The sequence below is a fragment of the Methylophilus sp. Leaf414 genome, from assembly GCF_001425425.1.
Taxonomy (GTDB): domain Bacteria; phylum Pseudomonadota; class Gammaproteobacteria; order Burkholderiales; family Methylophilaceae; genus Methylophilus.
Map to the genome: position 1 here is coordinate 856245 of NZ_LMQQ01000001.1, position 16054 is coordinate 872298.

Consider the following 16054-nt stretch of genomic DNA (forward strand, 5'->3'; position numbering starts at 1 on the left):
CTGCATTTTCATAAGGCATGACACACTATTTCTTTTAACTATTTAACGGCACCGGACTGGAGGTATTGTTTAGCATGCACAACGTCGGCTGCAATCTGTGCTGTCAGTGCGTCCAAACCGGCAAATTTCATCTCATCACGCAATTTGTGCAAAAACTCCACATGCACATGCTGATCATATAAATCACCATTAAAATCAAATACATGCACTTCCAATTTGAGTTTAGGGATACCTTCAATGGTGGGTCGCACGCCCAGATTGGCAACTGCCGGTAAATTGTTCAATTTTACCGCATAAACCCCGGTGAGTGCAGGCCGTTCGTGGCGCATATGCACGTTAGCCGTGGGGAAGCCAAGCTGCCTGCCTAATTTTGCTCCATGCACCACCTTGCCGCTGATGCTGTAAGTGCGCCCTAGCAAAGTATGTGCTTTTGCAAAATCGCCTGCTGCCAGTGCGTTACGCACCAGGGTGCTGGACACCCGTTCACCGTCAAATTGCACTTCCGGCAAGGGAATAACGTTGAACCCATGTTCAATCAAGGTTTGTACAGTGCCTGCCCGTTTGGCACCAAAACAAAAATCTTCACCCACCATGACCACATTGGCATTAAGCTGGTGCTGCAATGTATGCATAAACGTGGCAGGGGTCTGGGCAGCAAAAGCATGGCTAAAGCGTTGCACATAGACACGCTGCACACCAAATTCAGCTAAATACTCCAGTTTTTCCCGCATGGAGGCCAGCCGTGCAGGCGCATTTTGCGGCACAAAAAATTCGCGTGGATGAGGTTCAAACGTCATCACTGCCGGAACAATCCGGTAGGTTTGAGCAAAGGCAACTAATTGGCGTAATAACGCCTGATGCCCAAGGTGCATCCCATCAAAGTTACCGATCGCAATCGTCTGAGGTAAAGAGCTATCAGGGATGTGTCTGTATATTTTCACTGAATACTTAAATTAACCCGTGATCTTGAAGCTGGTTACTGTTTGATTAAAAGTCTGTTTATCACGTTCAAAATAATGAATTGAAGGAGCCTGATAGCTAATTCTGTAATAATTTTGGGCGCTAACCAAGCCATAAGTGACCTGCTCGAACCTCAATCCTTTTTCATTTAAATATTGAATATGCAAACGAAAGGCTTTTTGGTCAGAAACATTTTCCAAAGTGTTTTCAAGCACTTTGATACTGGCGGCATTGCTGCTCTTAGCCTTAATTTCAGCCAACTCCAATTCTGCAAGATCCGAAATAGGCATATTGGCTGCTGCTGGTTTCTTAATGCGGGAGAACGCTTTATCTGGCTTCAATGCCTCAATCCGGATTGATTGCAAACTGTAACCATCTTTTGATATCCATAGCGCATTTTCGCTTTGATATCCGTTGATCTGCACCCACCCTACCGGCAAACTCACTTTAAAGTTTTTATTGGTATCAACATACTCCGCTTTTGTCAGTCGTGTGAATGGTCCGCCACATGAAGTGAGTAATGTAATTAAACTGAAGATTATAATTTTTTTATAGAAATGCATGATTTGCCTTTTTTTAGTTTTCAAATTATTGTTTAGCAAGGGTTTCAAGGTAACTATTTACATAACTCTTATCACTGGCCTCTGGTACCAGCTCTAAATAACGCTTGAATTCGCTGGCTGCCTGCTCTCTCTTACTCTGACTCATTAACAGCAAACCCCTTGAACGATATACCGGTGCAAAATCAGAATTGAGCTCTATTGCCCGGTCAAATTCACGCAACGCGATGTCAATGTCATCTTTTTCGTTACGTTTTCGGTGCGCTTCCCCCAGATAGTAATGTACTGTGGGCGGGTATCGTTTCAGTACGTTTTCATCAGACAGCAATGCAATGACATGCTTATAACGGCCAAAACTGAATTCCTGCTCTAGTACTTCAATACGCAACCGATTCACTTTGGCAGCATATTCCGCTTCATTCATAACCCCCGTGTTCGACTCTTGCGCCGCCAGCTTGGTAAAGTTGTCTACCCGATCTTTAAGTTTTGGATGGGTGGAATAAAAAAAGCCTTCCTGCGCCTCTGATAACTTCACCTCCCTAGCTAGATGTTCAAAGACTTTATGCGCTTCATGGGGATCATAGCCCGCTTGAACAAGACGCTTGAAACCCATATTATCGGCCTCAGCTTCAAGTTCACGGGAATATCCATAAATTGAGGAAGTTGCAAGGATATTACCTATCAATCCAACGATAGGAATGCCGATGACGGCAGTAATCGTAGCAAATGCAGAAGATCCCTTTATGGACTGTTGGTTGAAGTAACCATGTCTATAAACAAAATGCGCGCCTTCATGTGCAAGTACGGTTGCCAACTGTGCCTCATTGTCAAAACGGGCGAGCAGGCCGGTATGCATGTAAATATGTCCATTAGGGATAGCGAATGCATTTAATACTGGAGAGTTGACTACATGCACTTTGATAAGCCCCGCGAATTCCGGATAAAGTTTATCCATAATTCCTTGTAGATAAGTCTCAAGTTCAGGTGAGGCATAAATCTGTCCGCCTTTGCGGATGGCCTTTTCAAAATCAGTACTGGCAGACCACAGACGTTGTTCATCTGATTCCAGCTTCTGCAATGAACTCGCATCAGAATAGGGCAAACGCGATTCAGCCCATGCAACTTGCTGCATCAACAAGATGCCAGTCAGCAGTGCACTCAATGTTTTTCTGATTGTTCTCATAATCCGGCCTGGTTTTCAAGACTTACGCGGCCGGGGTAATTTAAGAACATTTCATTCATCATTTTATTGACGTCTTCGGCTATCCTAAGGTCCTTACTATCCATGGCGAAGCCATAATTCATCCATAGAATATCCCCTGACCTTAAATCCACCAGAGCTGCTGATAAAAACGTTGGACTAGGAGGAAGAACCACACCAAACATGGCAGCGAATACACGTGCCGCCTTGCGGCCACCGGTTGAAATATAATCTTCACCAACAATAAACAAGGCAGCATCTGCTCCTGATCTTTCCGCCAGCGTTTTTAATCCGGAACCTAATGTATAGTCAAACTCTGTGCGTTTATGTTTCCAGGCATCAAATTCTGCACGTGAGTAATAAAATGCGTTGAATCCGACTACATCGTATAAAGCGACATGTTCATCCAGGCTGGCAATTTCTTCAGGAGATAAATTTTCTGGCAACTCCAACTTATCAAACAAATGTCTAGAAGCAATTTGAGCGGCAAGCGCCGAGCGCACGTTATTCTTGGCTTTGATTGACCATTCATCCACCTTTTCAGCCACACCACCAACAGATAGTTCCTTGACGAAAATTTCAGGTTCAATAAGTACTATTTTCTTAGGCAAACTACCCAAGTCCAGATGGGCTTTCTTAATACTGGTGTCTGCTGACCATGCTACTGAAGTGGTAAAAAATAATACAAAAGCAATCAGGTTTTTGTTCATATTGTTCCTCTTTATTATTGTCTGATAAATACTTGATGAATTAATTAACAACCCTACGTGAAAAATCTCTTGGCCTGAATCCAAGTATGCCAAGCATAGCAAAATACACAGCTATTCCTAATACCACTACACCAGCTAAATGCATTAATCGCGGCAAAACTGGCATACTCAGCCAGTCACCTGACCATGTTGCAACAAAATGAAGGCCCACTGCCATTACTGTGACGGCCAATAATAGTTTTGCGAGGAATGCCAGCCAACCTTTATTTGGCACGAAGGCTCCGGTTCTTTGCAATGTGACCCATAACAAAGTCGCATTTAAACAAGCGCCCAATCCTACTGCCAGTGCCAGTCCTGCATGGCGCAACGGGGTAAAGTAAAGGAATAGTACATTTAATATTTGCGTCATCACCAAGGTGAAGATGGCAATTTTGACTGGGGTTCTGACATTCTGGCGAGCATAAAAACCTGGCGCCAACACCTTCACCATAATCAGCCCTAACAGGCTAAGGCTATACGCAATCAATGCGCGCTCGGTTTGCGCAACGTCGATCTCGGTAAATTTACCGTAATAGAATAGACTGGCAACCAATGGTTTAGAAAGTACAGCCATGGCGACAGCGGCAGGAATAGCAAGCATAAAGGTCAGACGCAAACCCCAATCCAGCAATTGCGAAAATTCGGCTGGAGATTTATCGACATGTGCTTTGGATAAGCTTGGCAAAAGAATTGTGCCTAGTGCAACCCCAAGTACGCCGGTCGGAAATTCCATTAACCGGTCCGCATAATAAAGCCACGAGACACTGCCAGTGGGCATAAATGAAGCAAATACATTGTTAAGTACAATTGAAATTTGCGCAACAGACACGCCAAAAATGGCTGGTCCCATTAATTTAAGAATACGCCGCACACCTTCATCCTGGATATTCAGCGCATAGCGCGGCAACATGCCGATTTTTTGCAAAGAAGGTAATTGGTAAATTAACTGAATGATGCCGCCGACAAACACTGCCCAAGCCAGCACGTAAACTGAATTATTAAAATGTGGTGCCACAAATAAAGCCGCCGTTATAAAACTGAGGTTAAGCCACACCGGCGTAAAGGCAGGCACCTGGAATTTGCTGTGTGCATTGAGCACACCACCGGCCATTGATACCAGCGAAATAAACAGAATATAGGGAAAGGTAATGCGCAATAAATCGGTGGTTAGCGCAAACTTGGCCGGATCTCCCACAAACCCTGGCGAAGTCAGTCGCACAATCAAAGGTGCCGCCAGCATACCAACGATAGTAATGCCGACCAGAAACAGTCCCAGCAAACTGGAGACATGGTTGATCAGAGCCTTGGTTGCTTCCGGCGTGCGCTGTTTGCGGTATTCGGACAGAATAGGCACGAATGCCTGGCTAAAAGCGCCCTCGCCGGAAATGCGGCGTAACAGATTGGGGATTTTAAATGCCACAAAAAAAGCATCAGTCGCCATGCCTGCGCCAAAAATACGGGCAATCAGCGTATCGCGGACAAACCCCAGCAGGCGCGAGATAAACGTCATGCCACCGACAGTGGCCAAAGCTTTAAGCAAGTTCATATGGGGTATTCAGGTTCCGGCAGTCTGGTAAAAAATGCTAGGTGCAGGCAGCTTTTGCTTTATTATTCCGCCTGCAATTTTCAATCTTTTAGAACAATTGTTCTTGAGTCGGGCGATTTTACCATGCGACTATTTCGAATCCGCAGAAATATGATTTTCGCCTTGCAAAAACCGAGCAAAAACAGTATTATGCACGGTTTCGTATTACACCCCTTTTGAAAAGTTACAGGATAAACGAATATGGCAAACACCGCACAAGCACGCAAACGCGCGCGCCAATCCGTAAAAGTGAACGCGCACAACGCTGCGTTACGTTCAACTTTACGCACTGCGATCAAAAAAGTAATTAAAGCAATTCAAACTGGTGACAAAGCTGCTGCAGTTGCGTCTTACCAGGAAAACGTGAGCGTGATTGACCGTATCGCTGACAAAAAAATCATTCACAAAAACAAAGCTGCCCGTCATAAAAGCCGTTTGACAGCTGCGATCAAAGCATTGTCAGGTGACGCACCTGCAACTTTGACTTCTGTGAAAAAAGCAGTTGCTCCTAAAGCAGCTCCGAAAAAAGCTGCTGCTAAAGCCGAAGCCGCGCCAGCCAAAAAAGCTGCCGCCAAGCCTCGTGCGAAAAAAGCTGCTGAATAATTTCAGTAGGGGTGCTTACTTAAAAAGCCAGACATATGTCTGGCTTTTTTATTGCCTGCAAGGCTGGTTAATTCCTTAGGCTGATTATGAATATGCTGAAGAATGCTTACTATCAAAGGATCAGCCCAGTCTCTTGGCAAGAAAACCAGGCTATCAAGCCGTTCAAATTCTAAAGCTGTGGATTTTATATATTCAAGAATATGAGTTTAACGCTCATCACTGGCACTATTAAGTTCAATAGCAATTACTGAACTTCCTTCGACATAACCCAAGCCTGCGTATTCAGTACAATATCAAGTATATCCTCTTTGGCGTGTATTGACCCGTGTCAGAACTTGAGAATTAAAGAGCTGCAACTTTAAAAAGACTCCATCCCTGCTTGAAAAATACAAATAAAAAAATCTCGGCTTTTCAGCCGAGATTTGTAATACATACCTCTTAAGTACTATTCACCTATATGCAATTCACTGCGCGCCACCTTGGCTGTATTTAATACTCCCTGCGCATCATTGCCAATCACGGTGAAATGGCCCATCTTGCGGCTTTTGCGCGGCTCATGTTTGCCATATAAATGCATCTTGAGATTACCGTGTGCAAAAGCTTTGTCCCAGGCCGGCTCTTTCTGTTTCCCACTATACAGCCAGCTATCGCCAAGGATATTCACCATCACGGCATTGCTGTGCAAGCCTGGATTACCTAACGCCTGGCCAGTAATGACGCGCACCTGCTGTTCAAACTGGTTGGTAATACAGGCATCCAGCGTGTAATGGCCGGAATTATGTGGTCGCGGCGCAATTTCGTTAATTAGCAACTGGTTACCGACAACAAAAAACTCCACGCCTAGCACGCCGACATAATTGAGCCTGGCTGCCAGTTTTTTTGCCAGTTCCTGTGCATTGGCCTTGATCACCTCAGAACAACGGGCCGGGGCGATGCTGATATCCAGTATGCCATTCAAATGGCTATTTTCGGCGGTTGGAAAAGCTGCAATATTGCCATGCACATCACGCGCCAGCACCACGGAGACTTCCAGGTCGAGCGCCAGCATTTTTTCCAGCACACAGACTTCCTGCTTGAAATTCTGGAAAGCGGTTTTGGCTTCAGCCTGGTTAGCCACCCGCGCCTGGCCTTTGCCATCATAACCAAAACGCGCTACTTTTAGCACCGCAGGATACATGTCGCCATCTTCCGGCAAATCGCTTGCATTGGTGACTGCGACAAATGGGCCTATAGGCAAACCAGCTTCTTTGAAAAAAGTTTTTTCTTTAACTCTGTGCTGGGCAATCGCTACAGCTTCGGCGCTTGGATGGACAATGGTTGATGTTGCCAGCGTTGCCAGTGTTTCAGCAGGCACGTTTTCAAATTCGGTAGAAATCGCCGCGCAGGTTTCAGCCATGGTTTTCAGAGCCGCTGCGTCATCAAAAGCGGCACATAAATGCACATCCGCAATCATCCCTGCCGGGCTATTTTTGTCCGGGTCGAGCACAGTGACTTTGTAGCCCATTTCGTGCGCTGCAATCACGAAAAAACGGCCAAGCTGGCCGCCGCCTAACATGCCAAGCATAGCCGTTGGCTGAATCACGCTGGATTCATTTGAATTATGTAAACTTTGATTTTGAATATTTGCTTGCGAACTCATCAACAATCCCCATCATGCCCTGACAGAATTACCTTGTGCGGTTATTCTAATTATTTGTAACTCTAAGCCAGGTATGTTTCTTGAATAAAATTAAGGCTGCTCAGGCAAAGTCATGGCATGCACTTTTTCAGCCTGCTTCTGGCGGAAATCTGCCAGTTTTTGCGCCAAAACTGCATCCTGATTGGCCAGTACTGAAACGGCAAACAGACCAGCATTGGCAGCGCCTGCATCACCAATCGCGAAAGTAGCTACCGGGATACCTTTAGGCATCTGCACGATAGATAACAATGAATCCTGGCCTTGCAAATGCTTGGATGGCACAGGCACACCCAGTACCGGCAATGTGGTTTTCGCCGCTACCATACCTGGCAGATGCGCAGCGCCGCCAGCGCCAGCGATGATCACCTGGAATCCGTTAGTCGCTGCTGACTCAGCAAACTGGAACATCAGGTCGGGCGTCCGGTGTGCGGATACCACGCGGGCTTCATAAGCCACGCCAAAATCTGCCAGCATTTGCGCGGCATTTCTCATGACCGGCCAATCGCTGTCAGAGCCCATAATGATGGCTACCAGAGGTTTACTCATATCACACAACCTTTTTAGTTAACTTTTTCAGTGCAAAGTGCTTTGATCAGATTTAAACCGCCATGCAAGTGCATGACTGACTTGTTTTATAACACCACCAGGTTATCCCTGTGGATCAGTTCTTTTTGTTCTACATAGCCAAGTATGTTTTTAATCTCGCTACTTGGTTTGCGCATGATGCGGCGTACTTCGCTGGCATGGTAATTCACAATGCCGCGCGCCCATTCTTTACCTTCGGCATCGACACAGGCCACTACATCGCCACGCTCAAACTGGCCAATCACCTCGACTACCCCTATCGGCAGCAGGCTTTTGCCATCCTTGCATAATACATTTACTGCACCTGCATCAAGCACCAGTTTTCCACCCAGACGTAAATGATCTGCCAGCCATTGTTTTTTGGCGATGATTTTCATTTTGCCTGCTTGCAGGTGGGTACCGATCGCTTCGCCCTGGCTTAACCTGATTAGGACTTCAGGCTCGCGGCCTGAAGCAATCACCGTGTGCGCGCCACTATTGGCGGCACGTTTGGCAGCCAGTATTTTAGTGAGCATACCGCCTGTACCGACCGCGCTGCCAGCACCACCAGCCATGGTTTCCAAAGCCGGGTTACCTGCCATTTCGGAATGCACAAATAAGGCATTGGGGTCTTTGCGCGGATCAGCAGAGTAAAGGCCTTGCTGGTCGGTGAGTATAATAAGCGCATCGGCTTCAATCAGGTTGGCTACAAGCGCACCCAAGGTATCATTATCGCCAAAGCGGATTTCTTCAGTGACCACCGTATCATTTTCGTTAATGATGGGAATCACGTTCAAATCAAGCAAGGTACGTAAGGTAGTGCGCGCATTGAGATAGCGCTTGCGGTCGGCCAGATCGTCATGGGTCAGCAGTAATTGGGCAGTGTGCAAACCGTGTTGTGCAAAACATTGCTCATACATTTGCACCAGCCCCATCTGCCCTACTGCCGCAGCAGCTTGCAACTCGTTGATTTCCACCGGGCGTTTTTTCCAGCCCAGGCGCTGCATGCCTTCAGCCACGGCGCCACTGGATACCAGTACCACATGCTTGCCCTGCTTAACCAAGGCACTGATTTGCTCGGCCCAAGCAGCAATCGCAGCCCTGTCCAGGCCTTGGCCATTATTGGTGACCAGGCTGGATCCGACCTTTACAATCAGGGTTTTACTATCTTGAATAAGGGAGACACCCATACCGATTTTTTATTATCTGTTATTTATTCAATCACTTGCGGTGCTTGAGCCGCCGGTGCTGCTTGCTGTTGGTCAGCTTCAGCATGGCGCTGAACGCGCGCCTGGTCGATATGATCCATGATGGCATACGTCAGCTCTTTACAGCCAATACCGCTGATCGCAGAAATAGCGAACACGGGACCATCCCAGCCATAGGCTTTGACAAAGTCTGCGACCTTGTCAGCGCTGTCAGGCAGCATGTCGATTTTATTCAACACCAGCCAGCGAGGTTTGTCGTATAACTCTTGATCGTATTTCTTTAACTCGTTAACGATGGCTTTAGCTTCTTTCACTGGATTGACCATTTCATCAAATGGCGCCAGATCGACTAAATGCAGCAATAAAGAAGTACGTTGCAGATGGCGCAGGAATTGATGGCCCAAACCAGCACCTTCAGCAGCACCTTCAATCAGGCCAGGCACATCGGCGATCACAAAACTGCGATTGCTATCGACGCGTACTACGCCAAGATTGGGGTGCAGCGTTGTAAATGGATAATCAGCCACTTTTGGTTTAGCAGCTGACACCGAGCGTATAAATGTAGATTTGCCCGCATTTGGCATACCCAGCAAACCGACATCTGCCAGCACTTTCAACTCCAGATACAGCTCGAAAGCTTCACCCGGATCACCTTTGGTACATTGGCGAGGTGCACGGTTGGTACTGGTTTTAAAGTGAATATTGCCCAAGCCACCTTTACCGCCACTGGCAATCATCACCTGCTGGCCGTCGACATTGAGGTCAACCATGGTATTGCCGGTCGCTTTGTCGCTGATAGTGGTACCTACAGGCACACGCAGCACCATATCATCGCCACCCTTGCCGTAGCAATCTGATCCGCTACCGTTCTCACCGCGCTGGGCTTTGAAAGTTCGGGTATAGCGATAATCCACCAGGGTATTGATATTGCGGTCAGCGAGCACGAATACCGAACCGCCCTTGCCACCATCACCGCCATTGGGGCCGCCCATAGGCTCGTATTTTTCACGGCGGAATGTGGCTACGCCATTACCGCCGTCACCGGCGTAAACTTTGATAGTAGCTTCGTCAATAAACTTCATGATCAATTTGCCTTTTAAGCGCATTGTTGCGTTACACGGTACTCAATATCCTTGTGTACTTTGTACATTCCGGTTTCTGCGTGCCGTGTGCCTTGCACTGCATCTTAAAATTTCAAATTGCCTGTGCTTATTAACAGGCAATTATACAAGGCTACAATCTGATAACTATAAAGTAAAAAGCCCCGTCAAGCGACAGGGCTTTTTACATGAATCTGCGATTAAACCGCTTCGATGCTCACTGTATGACGCTTTAACGCGCCTTTGATAGCAAATTTAACTTTGCCTTCAACCAGTGCATACAGCGTGTGGTCTTTACCCATGCCAACGTTTTCGCCAGCATGCATTTTTGTACCACGTTGACGCACGATAATGCTACCGGCGTTAACTACTGTTTCACCAAAAGCTTTTACGCCCAGGCGTTTGGCTTGTGAGTCGCGGCCGTTACGTGAACTACCGCCTGCTTTTTTGTGTGCCATGTTTGATTCCTTACTCTAGCAATCTGCCGATTAAGCAGAAATAGTATCGATTTGAATTTCAGTATAGCTCTGACGATGACCTTGAGTCTTGCGATAGTGCTTACGACGACGCATTTTAAAGATCATCACTTTGTCACCACGGCCATGTGATACCACTGTGGCATTCACTGTAGCGCCGGCTATCAAAGGTGCACCAACCGTAGTCGTTTCGCCGTTTGCAATCAACAATACTTTGTCGATCACAACAGTAGAACCCACGTCGCCAACCAATTTTTCAACTTTTAATTTTTCACCAGCGGTAACTTTGTACTGTTTGCCACCTGTTTTAATCACTGCGTACATAAAAATGCCTTAAACGTCGCCTTTTAAAGAACCCGCAATTATACGCAATTAATTCAAGAATGCAAATACATTTGCGTATATTCAACAGCGAATGCGGGTGGTGAATGGATGAGTGTCAAGCCAGCAGCGATTTAGTTGCCGGTGCCGCTCGCCAAGGCTTGATTATACCGTGTGTATAGAACGCGTACACACTTAATATGGCATTGAGAAAACCATCAGCCAATAAAGCAAAAACACCTGCTGGCGCGCGATAGTCATTAATGCGATACAGCGGCGGCATTTCAATATTATTCAATGAGCTTAATGGCTGAAAATGCACAGAAGCAACCTCCTGATCGGCCAGCATGACTTTGACATTGAACATATCCGTAATCGATAACTGCAAGGATTGCCCGTCGCTAAGCCAGAGCAGGTAATGTCTTTTGTTCAAGCGTTCAATATGACTGATGATTAGCTGGGGCATGAGGAAATATCTCAATCTGCAAAAAGCTGCATCCTAAACATAATGACACTTGCCAAACAGCTTCAGTTTAGATTTAATTTACCATATCAGTTGCCCGGCAACGATGTCGCAAGGTCACTACGTGAAAAAATACGAAATCATTGCCGAAGAAATTGCCAGCACCATCCAGCAAGGGTTGCTCAACCGCGGCGACAAATTGCCTTCGATACGCCAGATTCAGGCCCTGAAACAGGTGAATGCCTCCACCGTGTTCCAGGCATATTATTTACTGGAAGCGCGTGGCCTGCTGGTCACGCGGCCACGTTCGGGCTATTACGTGGCCGGGCCATTGCGTAGCGAACGGTCACTCGCACCAGCAAGCCCTGCGCAAACCGGCCTGCCGACCATTTTGCAAATCAGCGATCTGGTCTTTACTGTTCTGGATCGCATTAAAGACCCTCAGCACGTGCCGTTCGGCTCGGCGTTTCCCAGTCCATTGCATTTTCCCCTTTCAAAACTGGCTGACCATATGGTGGCCTCTGTTCGCCGTATGCAACCGTCTGATACGGTAAGTGATATCGGGCAAGGCGATTTTGAGCTGAGGCGCCAGATTGCATTGCGTTACCAGTTGGATGGCACGCAAACTGATGCAACAGATATCGTCGTGACAAACGGTGCACTTGAAGCGCTCAATCTGAGCCTGGCCGCCGTAACCCAGCCTGGTGATAGCGTGATCATAGAGTCACCGAGCTTTTATGCTGCCTTGCAGGCAATTGAAAGAATGGGGCTAAAGGCGATTGAAGTACCCAGCCATCCCGAGCATGGTATTGATCTAGCTGCGCTGGAACTGGCCATCATTCAACACCAGCCCAAAGCCTGCTGGCTGATGACCAATTTTCAAAACCCCACCGGTAGCCTGATGCCGGAAGATAAAAAGCAGGCACTCGTTGCTTTAGTGACACGCCACCGATTGCCGCTGATCGAAGATGACGTGTATCGCGAATTGTATTTTGGCAAGCAGCGTCCGCTGCCAGCCAAGGCCTGGGATACGGAGGGCTGGGTCATGCATTGCAGCTCTTTTTCCAAATCGCTGGCGCCGGGTTACCGCGTCGGCTGGGTCTCGGCGGGACGGTTTACTGACAAGATCACGCGCTTGAAAATCTCGACCACCCTTGCCACGTCCATCCCGGCCCAGCATGCACTGGCAAGTTATCTGGCGAAAGGCGGTTATGATAAATACCTGCGCCAGCTCAGACACCAGCTCATGTTGCAGCAATTGCAGTTTTCACAGGCCATTCATCAGCACTTTCCCGAGCAGGTACGCTTTAACCAGCCACAAGGAGGCTATTTTTTCTGGATGCAACTGCCAGAACAGTGCGATAGCTTGCAGCTTTTTCAGCAGGCGATCACCCAAAATATCGGTCTTGCACCTGGGCATATGTTTTCGTCGCAACAACAATACGCCAACTTTATCCGCCTCAATTATGGGCACCCATTAAACCCAGCAGGCCTGCAAGCTATCCAGACACTGGGCAAGCTCATTTTAAAAACACTCACACCAAACTGATATGGTTTTTTAATTAAAAACTGAATCTGTTTTAGTTTTTGCAAACAGCCTATAGTGCGCTCGTCTCCAGTCGTTTTCGAGTGTCATCATGCAAGCCTCTCGTAGCAAAACCGTGATTCCCATTGTGGCCACCCCGGTCACGGAAAAAACCATGTCCTTGTATCAGAAAACCGCGAAGATTTATCCGCGAACGGTCAACGGCTATTTCAAAAACTGGCGCTGGCTGATGATCTGGCTCACGCAAATCGTTTTTTATGGCTTGCCCTGGCTGCAATATGGCGAACGCCAGGCGTTTTTAATGGATATCAACGCGCAGCGGTTTTACCTGTTTGGGATGGTGATTTTTCCACAGGATCTGTTTTACCTGGCGCTGCTATTAATCGTGTGCGCGCTGGGTTTGTTTTTGTTTACGGCTGTCGCCGGTCGCTTGTGGTGTGGCTTCTCCTGCCCGCAATCGGTGTATACAGAAATATTCTTATGGATGGAACGCCGCATCGAAGGTGACCGCATGGCGCGGCAGAAGCTGGATGCGCAGCCCTGGGGATTAAGAAAAACAGCTATTAAATTTAGCAAGCATGGTGTCTGGCTCGGTTTTGCGATGGTGACAGGGATATCGTTTGTCGGTTACTTCACGCCTATTCGCGAACTGACACCGGCATTGCTGAATTTTCAGCTGAGTGGCTGGGAATGGTTCTGGTTTGGTTTTTACAGTGTTGCCACTTATGGCAATGCCGGCTTTCTGCGCGAGCAGGTGTGCAAACATATGTGTCCCTATGCGCGCTTCCAGAGTGCCATGTTTGATAATCACACGCTGATTGTGGCTTACGACAGCGAACGTGGCGAACCACGCGGCGGCCGCAGCAAAGGGCAGGATTTCAAGGCCGAGGGCCTGGGCTCTTGCATAGATTGCAACATCTGCGTGCAGGTATGTCCAGTGGGGATTGATATCCGCCAGGGCTTGCAATATGAATGCATCAGCTGCGGCCTGTGCATTGATGCCTGCGATGAGGTAATGGATAAAATGCAATACCCGCGTGGGTTGATCCGATTTTCTGCAGGCGGCAATACCAGCGAACATGGTTTATTAAGCCATATGTTACGACCGCGCGTGCTGATTTATAGCGCATTGTTTGCGCTGATATTTGGCTGGATGGCGTACAGCATGTTGCATAAACCAAACTTCAAGGTCGACATCATGCGGGACCGTAACATCATGTACCGGGAAACCAGCCAGGGTGTAGAAAACCTTTACCAGTTACACCTGATCAATGCCACCGAGCAAGCACAGCACTACCGTATTCGTGCCAAAGGGTTGCCTGAAATCAAGGTAGAAAGTGAACAGTCACTCACTGTTAACGCTACCAAGGAAGCATTAATACCGCTAAGCCTGGCTATCCCCCATTCAGAAAGAGCGGGAAGCCAGCGCATTACGATTGAAGTCACTGCGCAGCCTTCTGGCGAGACGGTATCGACCGACAGCACCTTTTATATACCACATTAATTGACTACCCCTTCACCCGCGCAAGCCGGACTGCCGTGTTAAAGCGGCAGGTTCAGCACGCGGGTCTTTTTTTGCGCAAATACTTTATTCAGCAGTTTATAAGTATCCAGGTCGAATTTAAGCTTAGTGATTTGTGTGCTTAATCCTTGCAGGCTTTCATCGCTATCAGCCACTCCCAGGTAAACCCAATGCTCGAACACATGAATCTGCCTTATATCGTTTTCCAGACTGTACTCCTCGATACCAATTTTGCCTGCGAAAGGCCAGGCCTTGAGTTTGTGGGCGATTAACGCCTGTTGCAGCCGCAAGCCGTGCATCTCGGTTGATTCATGACCGCAACAGGCGCCTTTGCAGCGTTTCAACTGATACGCCAGACAAGCGCCGCTGCTGTCGCTTTCCAGCCCTAATGTTTTCAGGCATAAGCGATTTTGCTGGGCAATTTTACGCAAGGCTTCAGTTGCCTGGTGACGGCTTTTAAACGTGCCGAACATGTGATTCAACTGGCTGGAGTCCATATCCTCTTCATCAACGAGCCTGATCATTGGTTGCGCAGACGAATCCAGTAACCAGCTGCAAAGTTGGCGCTCTTGCCGCATCTGACGGTTGTAGGCCGGTGCTCGCTCCCTGATCAGGCGCGACTCCAGTATTACAGCACTCAACTCTCCGGCGGTGGGTATCCACTCCAAGCGCTTAATCTCCTGCACCAGGCGCTTATCCTTACCGGTAGCTCGCTCATTGCTAAAATGAGAGAGTACGCGGGCACGCATATTCGTCCCTTTGCCTATATATAACAGCAAGTCGTTTTCACCATAAAACTGGTACACGCCTGGTGTTTCCGGTAATTCACCAATCAGGTTTGCATCAATATGCGGCGGCAATACAGGCGATGCCATCAGTTTTTGCGCAGCGCTCTGGATCACAGTCTCACCCAACTGCTGCCTCGCATCAGCCAGCATTCTCAGGATGGCTTCGACGTCGCCCATTGCGCGGTGGCGGGCCAGGCCTTCGATTTTATGGCGGGCCACAATCGCATCTATGCCGTGGCTGAAATGTTCCGGGTATAACAGACGTGATAGCTTGACCGTGCATAACACTTTTTGCTGAAAATTGATGCCCATGCGCTTGAATTCGGTTTTGAGGAAACCATAATCAAACCTGACATTGTGAGCCGCCAGCACACTGCCTTCCAGAAAAGCCAGCAGCTGGCCTGCCACTTCAGAAAACTCGGGAGCATTTTCAACCATGGCATTGTTGATGCCGGTCAATGACTGGATAAATGGGGGAATCGCCATTTGCGGATTGACCAATGTCTGCCAGCGGGCAGTTTCGACCCCACCATCAAAACGCACCAGCGCAATTTCGGTAATGCGGTCTTTTAGCGGGGTGGCGCCTGTGGTTTCGAGATCAAGAAAAGTGATGGACGGCAGCATAATTCCGAAGAGTCAATTCGTGGCACTAAAAGTAATGTGCGCCCATATATTTTATCTTATATATTTTATCTTAATTGATACGCTTATAAGGGGCTTTAAATCTATG

At 47.7% G+C, this 16054-nt stretch carries 16 protein-coding genes; 3 read left to right on the forward strand and 13 right to left on the reverse strand.

The features are described 5' to 3' along the window. Positions 1–38: 38 nt before the first annotated feature. Genes ASG24_RS04185 through murJ form a run of 5 tightly spaced genes read right to left on the reverse strand, consistent with a single transcriptional unit; the run spans position 39 to position 5016 of the window. Positions 39–941 (reverse strand): bifunctional riboflavin kinase/FAD synthetase, encoded by a 903-nt coding sequence (locus tag ASG24_RS04185; protein ID WP_055868177.1) that lies wholly within the window; start codon positions 939–941, stop codon positions 39–41. Between the two features lie 12 nt (positions 942–953). Further along, a complete protein-coding gene (locus ASG24_RS04190; protein WP_055868180.1) occupies positions 954–1523 on the reverse strand; it encodes a PsbP-related protein in 570 nt (189 codons plus the stop codon). A gap of 25 nt (positions 1524–1548) precedes the next feature. Continuing rightward, positions 1549–2703: a M48 family metallopeptidase gene (locus ASG24_RS04195; protein WP_055868183.1), complete on the reverse strand. Its 1155-nt coding sequence runs from the start codon at positions 2701–2703 to the stop codon at positions 1549–1551. Further along, the gene (locus tag ASG24_RS04200) at positions 2700–3431 is read right to left on the reverse strand and encodes a hypothetical protein (protein WP_055826675.1); all 732 of its coding nucleotides are present in this window, start codon (positions 3429–3431) and stop codon (positions 2700–2702) included. The genes ASG24_RS04195 and ASG24_RS04200 overlap by 4 nt, the downstream gene beginning before the upstream one ends. 40 nt (positions 3432–3471) lie before the next feature. Further along, positions 3472–5016, reverse strand: a complete 1545-nt coding sequence (gene murJ / locus ASG24_RS04205; RefSeq protein WP_055868186.1) for a murein biosynthesis integral membrane protein MurJ — start codon at positions 5014–5016, stop codon at positions 3472–3474. A gap of 240 nt (positions 5017–5256) precedes the next feature. Between murJ and rpsT the strand changes: the two genes are divergently transcribed. Continuing rightward, positions 5257–5658: a 30S ribosomal protein S20 gene (gene rpsT, locus ASG24_RS14335; protein ID WP_082487973.1), complete on the forward strand. Its 402-nt coding sequence runs from the start codon at positions 5257–5259 to the stop codon at positions 5656–5658. A gap of 445 nt (positions 5659–6103) precedes the next feature. Here the strand turns inward: rpsT and ASG24_RS04215 are convergent, their stop codons facing one another. The 7 genes from ASG24_RS04215 to ASG24_RS04245 form a co-directional block, all read right to left on the reverse strand. After that, positions 6104–7297 (reverse strand): 5-(carboxyamino)imidazole ribonucleotide synthase, encoded by a 1194-nt coding sequence (locus ASG24_RS04215; RefSeq protein WP_055868189.1) that lies wholly within the window; start codon positions 7295–7297, stop codon positions 6104–6106. Positions 7298–7387: 90 nt separating this feature from the next. Next, positions 7388–7882 carry a 5-(carboxyamino)imidazole ribonucleotide mutase gene (gene purE, locus ASG24_RS04220; RefSeq protein WP_055868192.1) on the reverse strand — a complete coding sequence of 165 codons (495 nt, stop codon included), beginning with the start codon at positions 7880–7882 and terminating at the stop codon, positions 7388–7390. An 86-nt stretch (positions 7883–7968) separates the two neighbouring features. After that, a complete protein-coding gene (gene proB, locus ASG24_RS04225; RefSeq protein ID WP_055868195.1) occupies positions 7969–9090 on the reverse strand; it encodes a glutamate 5-kinase in 1122 nt (373 codons plus the stop codon). Positions 9091–9113: 23 nt separating this feature from the next. Next, entirely contained in the window at positions 9114–10190 is a 1077-nt protein-coding gene (obgE, locus tag ASG24_RS04230) for an Obg family GTPase CgtA (RefSeq protein ID WP_055868467.1), read from the reverse strand. 218 nt (positions 10191–10408) lie between these two features. Then, positions 10409–10666 (reverse strand): 50S ribosomal protein L27, encoded by a 258-nt coding sequence (gene rpmA, locus ASG24_RS04235; protein WP_055826688.1) that lies wholly within the window; start codon positions 10664–10666, stop codon positions 10409–10411. A gap of 30 nt (positions 10667–10696) precedes the next feature. Continuing rightward, positions 10697–11008, reverse strand: a complete 312-nt coding sequence (rplU, locus tag ASG24_RS04240; protein WP_055826691.1) for a 50S ribosomal protein L21 — start codon at positions 11006–11008, stop codon at positions 10697–10699. A 115-nt stretch (positions 11009–11123) separates the two neighbouring features. After that, complete coding sequence (locus ASG24_RS04245; RefSeq protein ID WP_055826693.1) at positions 11124–11471, reverse strand: hypothetical protein; 348 nt, start codon at positions 11469–11471, stop codon at positions 11124–11126. Between the two features lie 121 nt (positions 11472–11592). On the opposite strand from ASG24_RS04245, the gene ASG24_RS04250 reads away from it, so the two are divergent. Both ASG24_RS04250 and ccoG read left to right on the forward strand, forming a co-directional pair. Continuing rightward, entirely contained in the window at positions 11593–13017 is a 1425-nt protein-coding gene (locus ASG24_RS04250; RefSeq protein WP_055868470.1) for a PLP-dependent aminotransferase family protein, read from the forward strand. Positions 13018–13105: 88 nt separating this feature from the next. Next, a complete protein-coding gene (gene ccoG, locus ASG24_RS04255) occupies positions 13106–14518 on the forward strand; it encodes a cytochrome c oxidase accessory protein CcoG (protein ID WP_055868198.1) in 1413 nt (470 codons plus the stop codon). Positions 14519–14556: 38 nt separating this feature from the next. On the opposite strand, the gene ASG24_RS04260 is transcribed toward ccoG, so the two are convergent. Continuing rightward, positions 14557–15948 carry an exonuclease domain-containing protein gene (locus ASG24_RS04260; RefSeq protein WP_055868201.1) on the reverse strand — a complete coding sequence of 464 codons (1392 nt, stop codon included), beginning with the start codon at positions 15946–15948 and terminating at the stop codon, positions 14557–14559. Between the last annotated feature and the right edge of the window lie 106 nt (positions 15949–16054).

What these genes read in the sequence shown, in the direction of transcription:
- ASG24_RS04190 (WP_055868180.1), bottom strand. Translation starts at nt 1,523, where the DNA reads ATGCATTTCTATAAAAAAATTATAATCTTCAGTTTAATTACATTACTC.
- ASG24_RS04195 (WP_055868183.1), bottom strand. Translation starts at nt 2,703, where the DNA reads ATGAGAACAATCAGAAAAACATTGAGTGCACTGCTGACTGGCATCTTG.
- ASG24_RS04200 (WP_055826675.1), bottom strand. Translation starts at nt 3,431, where the DNA reads ATGAACAAAAACCTGATTGCTTTTGTATTATTTTTTACCACTTCAGTA.
- murJ (WP_055868186.1), bottom strand. Translation starts at nt 5,016, where the DNA reads ATGAACTTGCTTAAAGCTTTGGCCACTGTCGGTGGCATGACGTTTATC.
- rpsT (WP_082487973.1), top strand. Translation starts at nt 5,257, where the DNA reads ATGGCAAACACCGCACAAGCACGCAAACGCGCGCGCCAATCCGTAAAA.
- ASG24_RS04215 (WP_055868189.1), bottom strand. Translation starts at nt 7,297, where the DNA reads ATGAGTTCGCAAGCAAATATTCAAAATCAAAGTTTACATAATTCAAAT.
- purE (WP_055868192.1), bottom strand. Translation starts at nt 7,882, where the DNA reads ATGAGTAAACCTCTGGTAGCCATCATTATGGGCTCTGACAGCGATTGG.
- proB (WP_055868195.1), bottom strand. Translation starts at nt 9,090, where the DNA reads ATGGGTGTCTCCCTTATTCAAGATAGTAAAACCCTGATTGTAAAGGTC.
- obgE (WP_055868467.1), bottom strand. Translation starts at nt 10,190, where the DNA reads ATGAAGTTTATTGACGAAGCTACTATCAAAGTTTACGCCGGTGACGGC.
- rpmA (WP_055826688.1), bottom strand. Translation starts at nt 10,666, where the DNA reads ATGGCACACAAAAAAGCAGGCGGTAGTTCACGTAACGGCCGCGACTCA.
- rplU (WP_055826691.1), bottom strand. Translation starts at nt 11,008, where the DNA reads ATGTACGCAGTGATTAAAACAGGTGGCAAACAGTACAAAGTTACCGCT.
- ASG24_RS04245 (WP_055826693.1), bottom strand. Translation starts at nt 11,471, where the DNA reads ATGCCCCAGCTAATCATCAGTCATATTGAACGCTTGAACAAAAGACAT.
- ccoG (WP_055868198.1), top strand. Translation starts at nt 13,106, where the DNA reads ATGCAAGCCTCTCGTAGCAAAACCGTGATTCCCATTGTGGCCACCCCG.
- ASG24_RS04260 (WP_055868201.1), bottom strand. Translation starts at nt 15,948, where the DNA reads ATGCTGCCGTCCATCACTTTTCTTGATCTCGAAACCACAGGCGCCACC.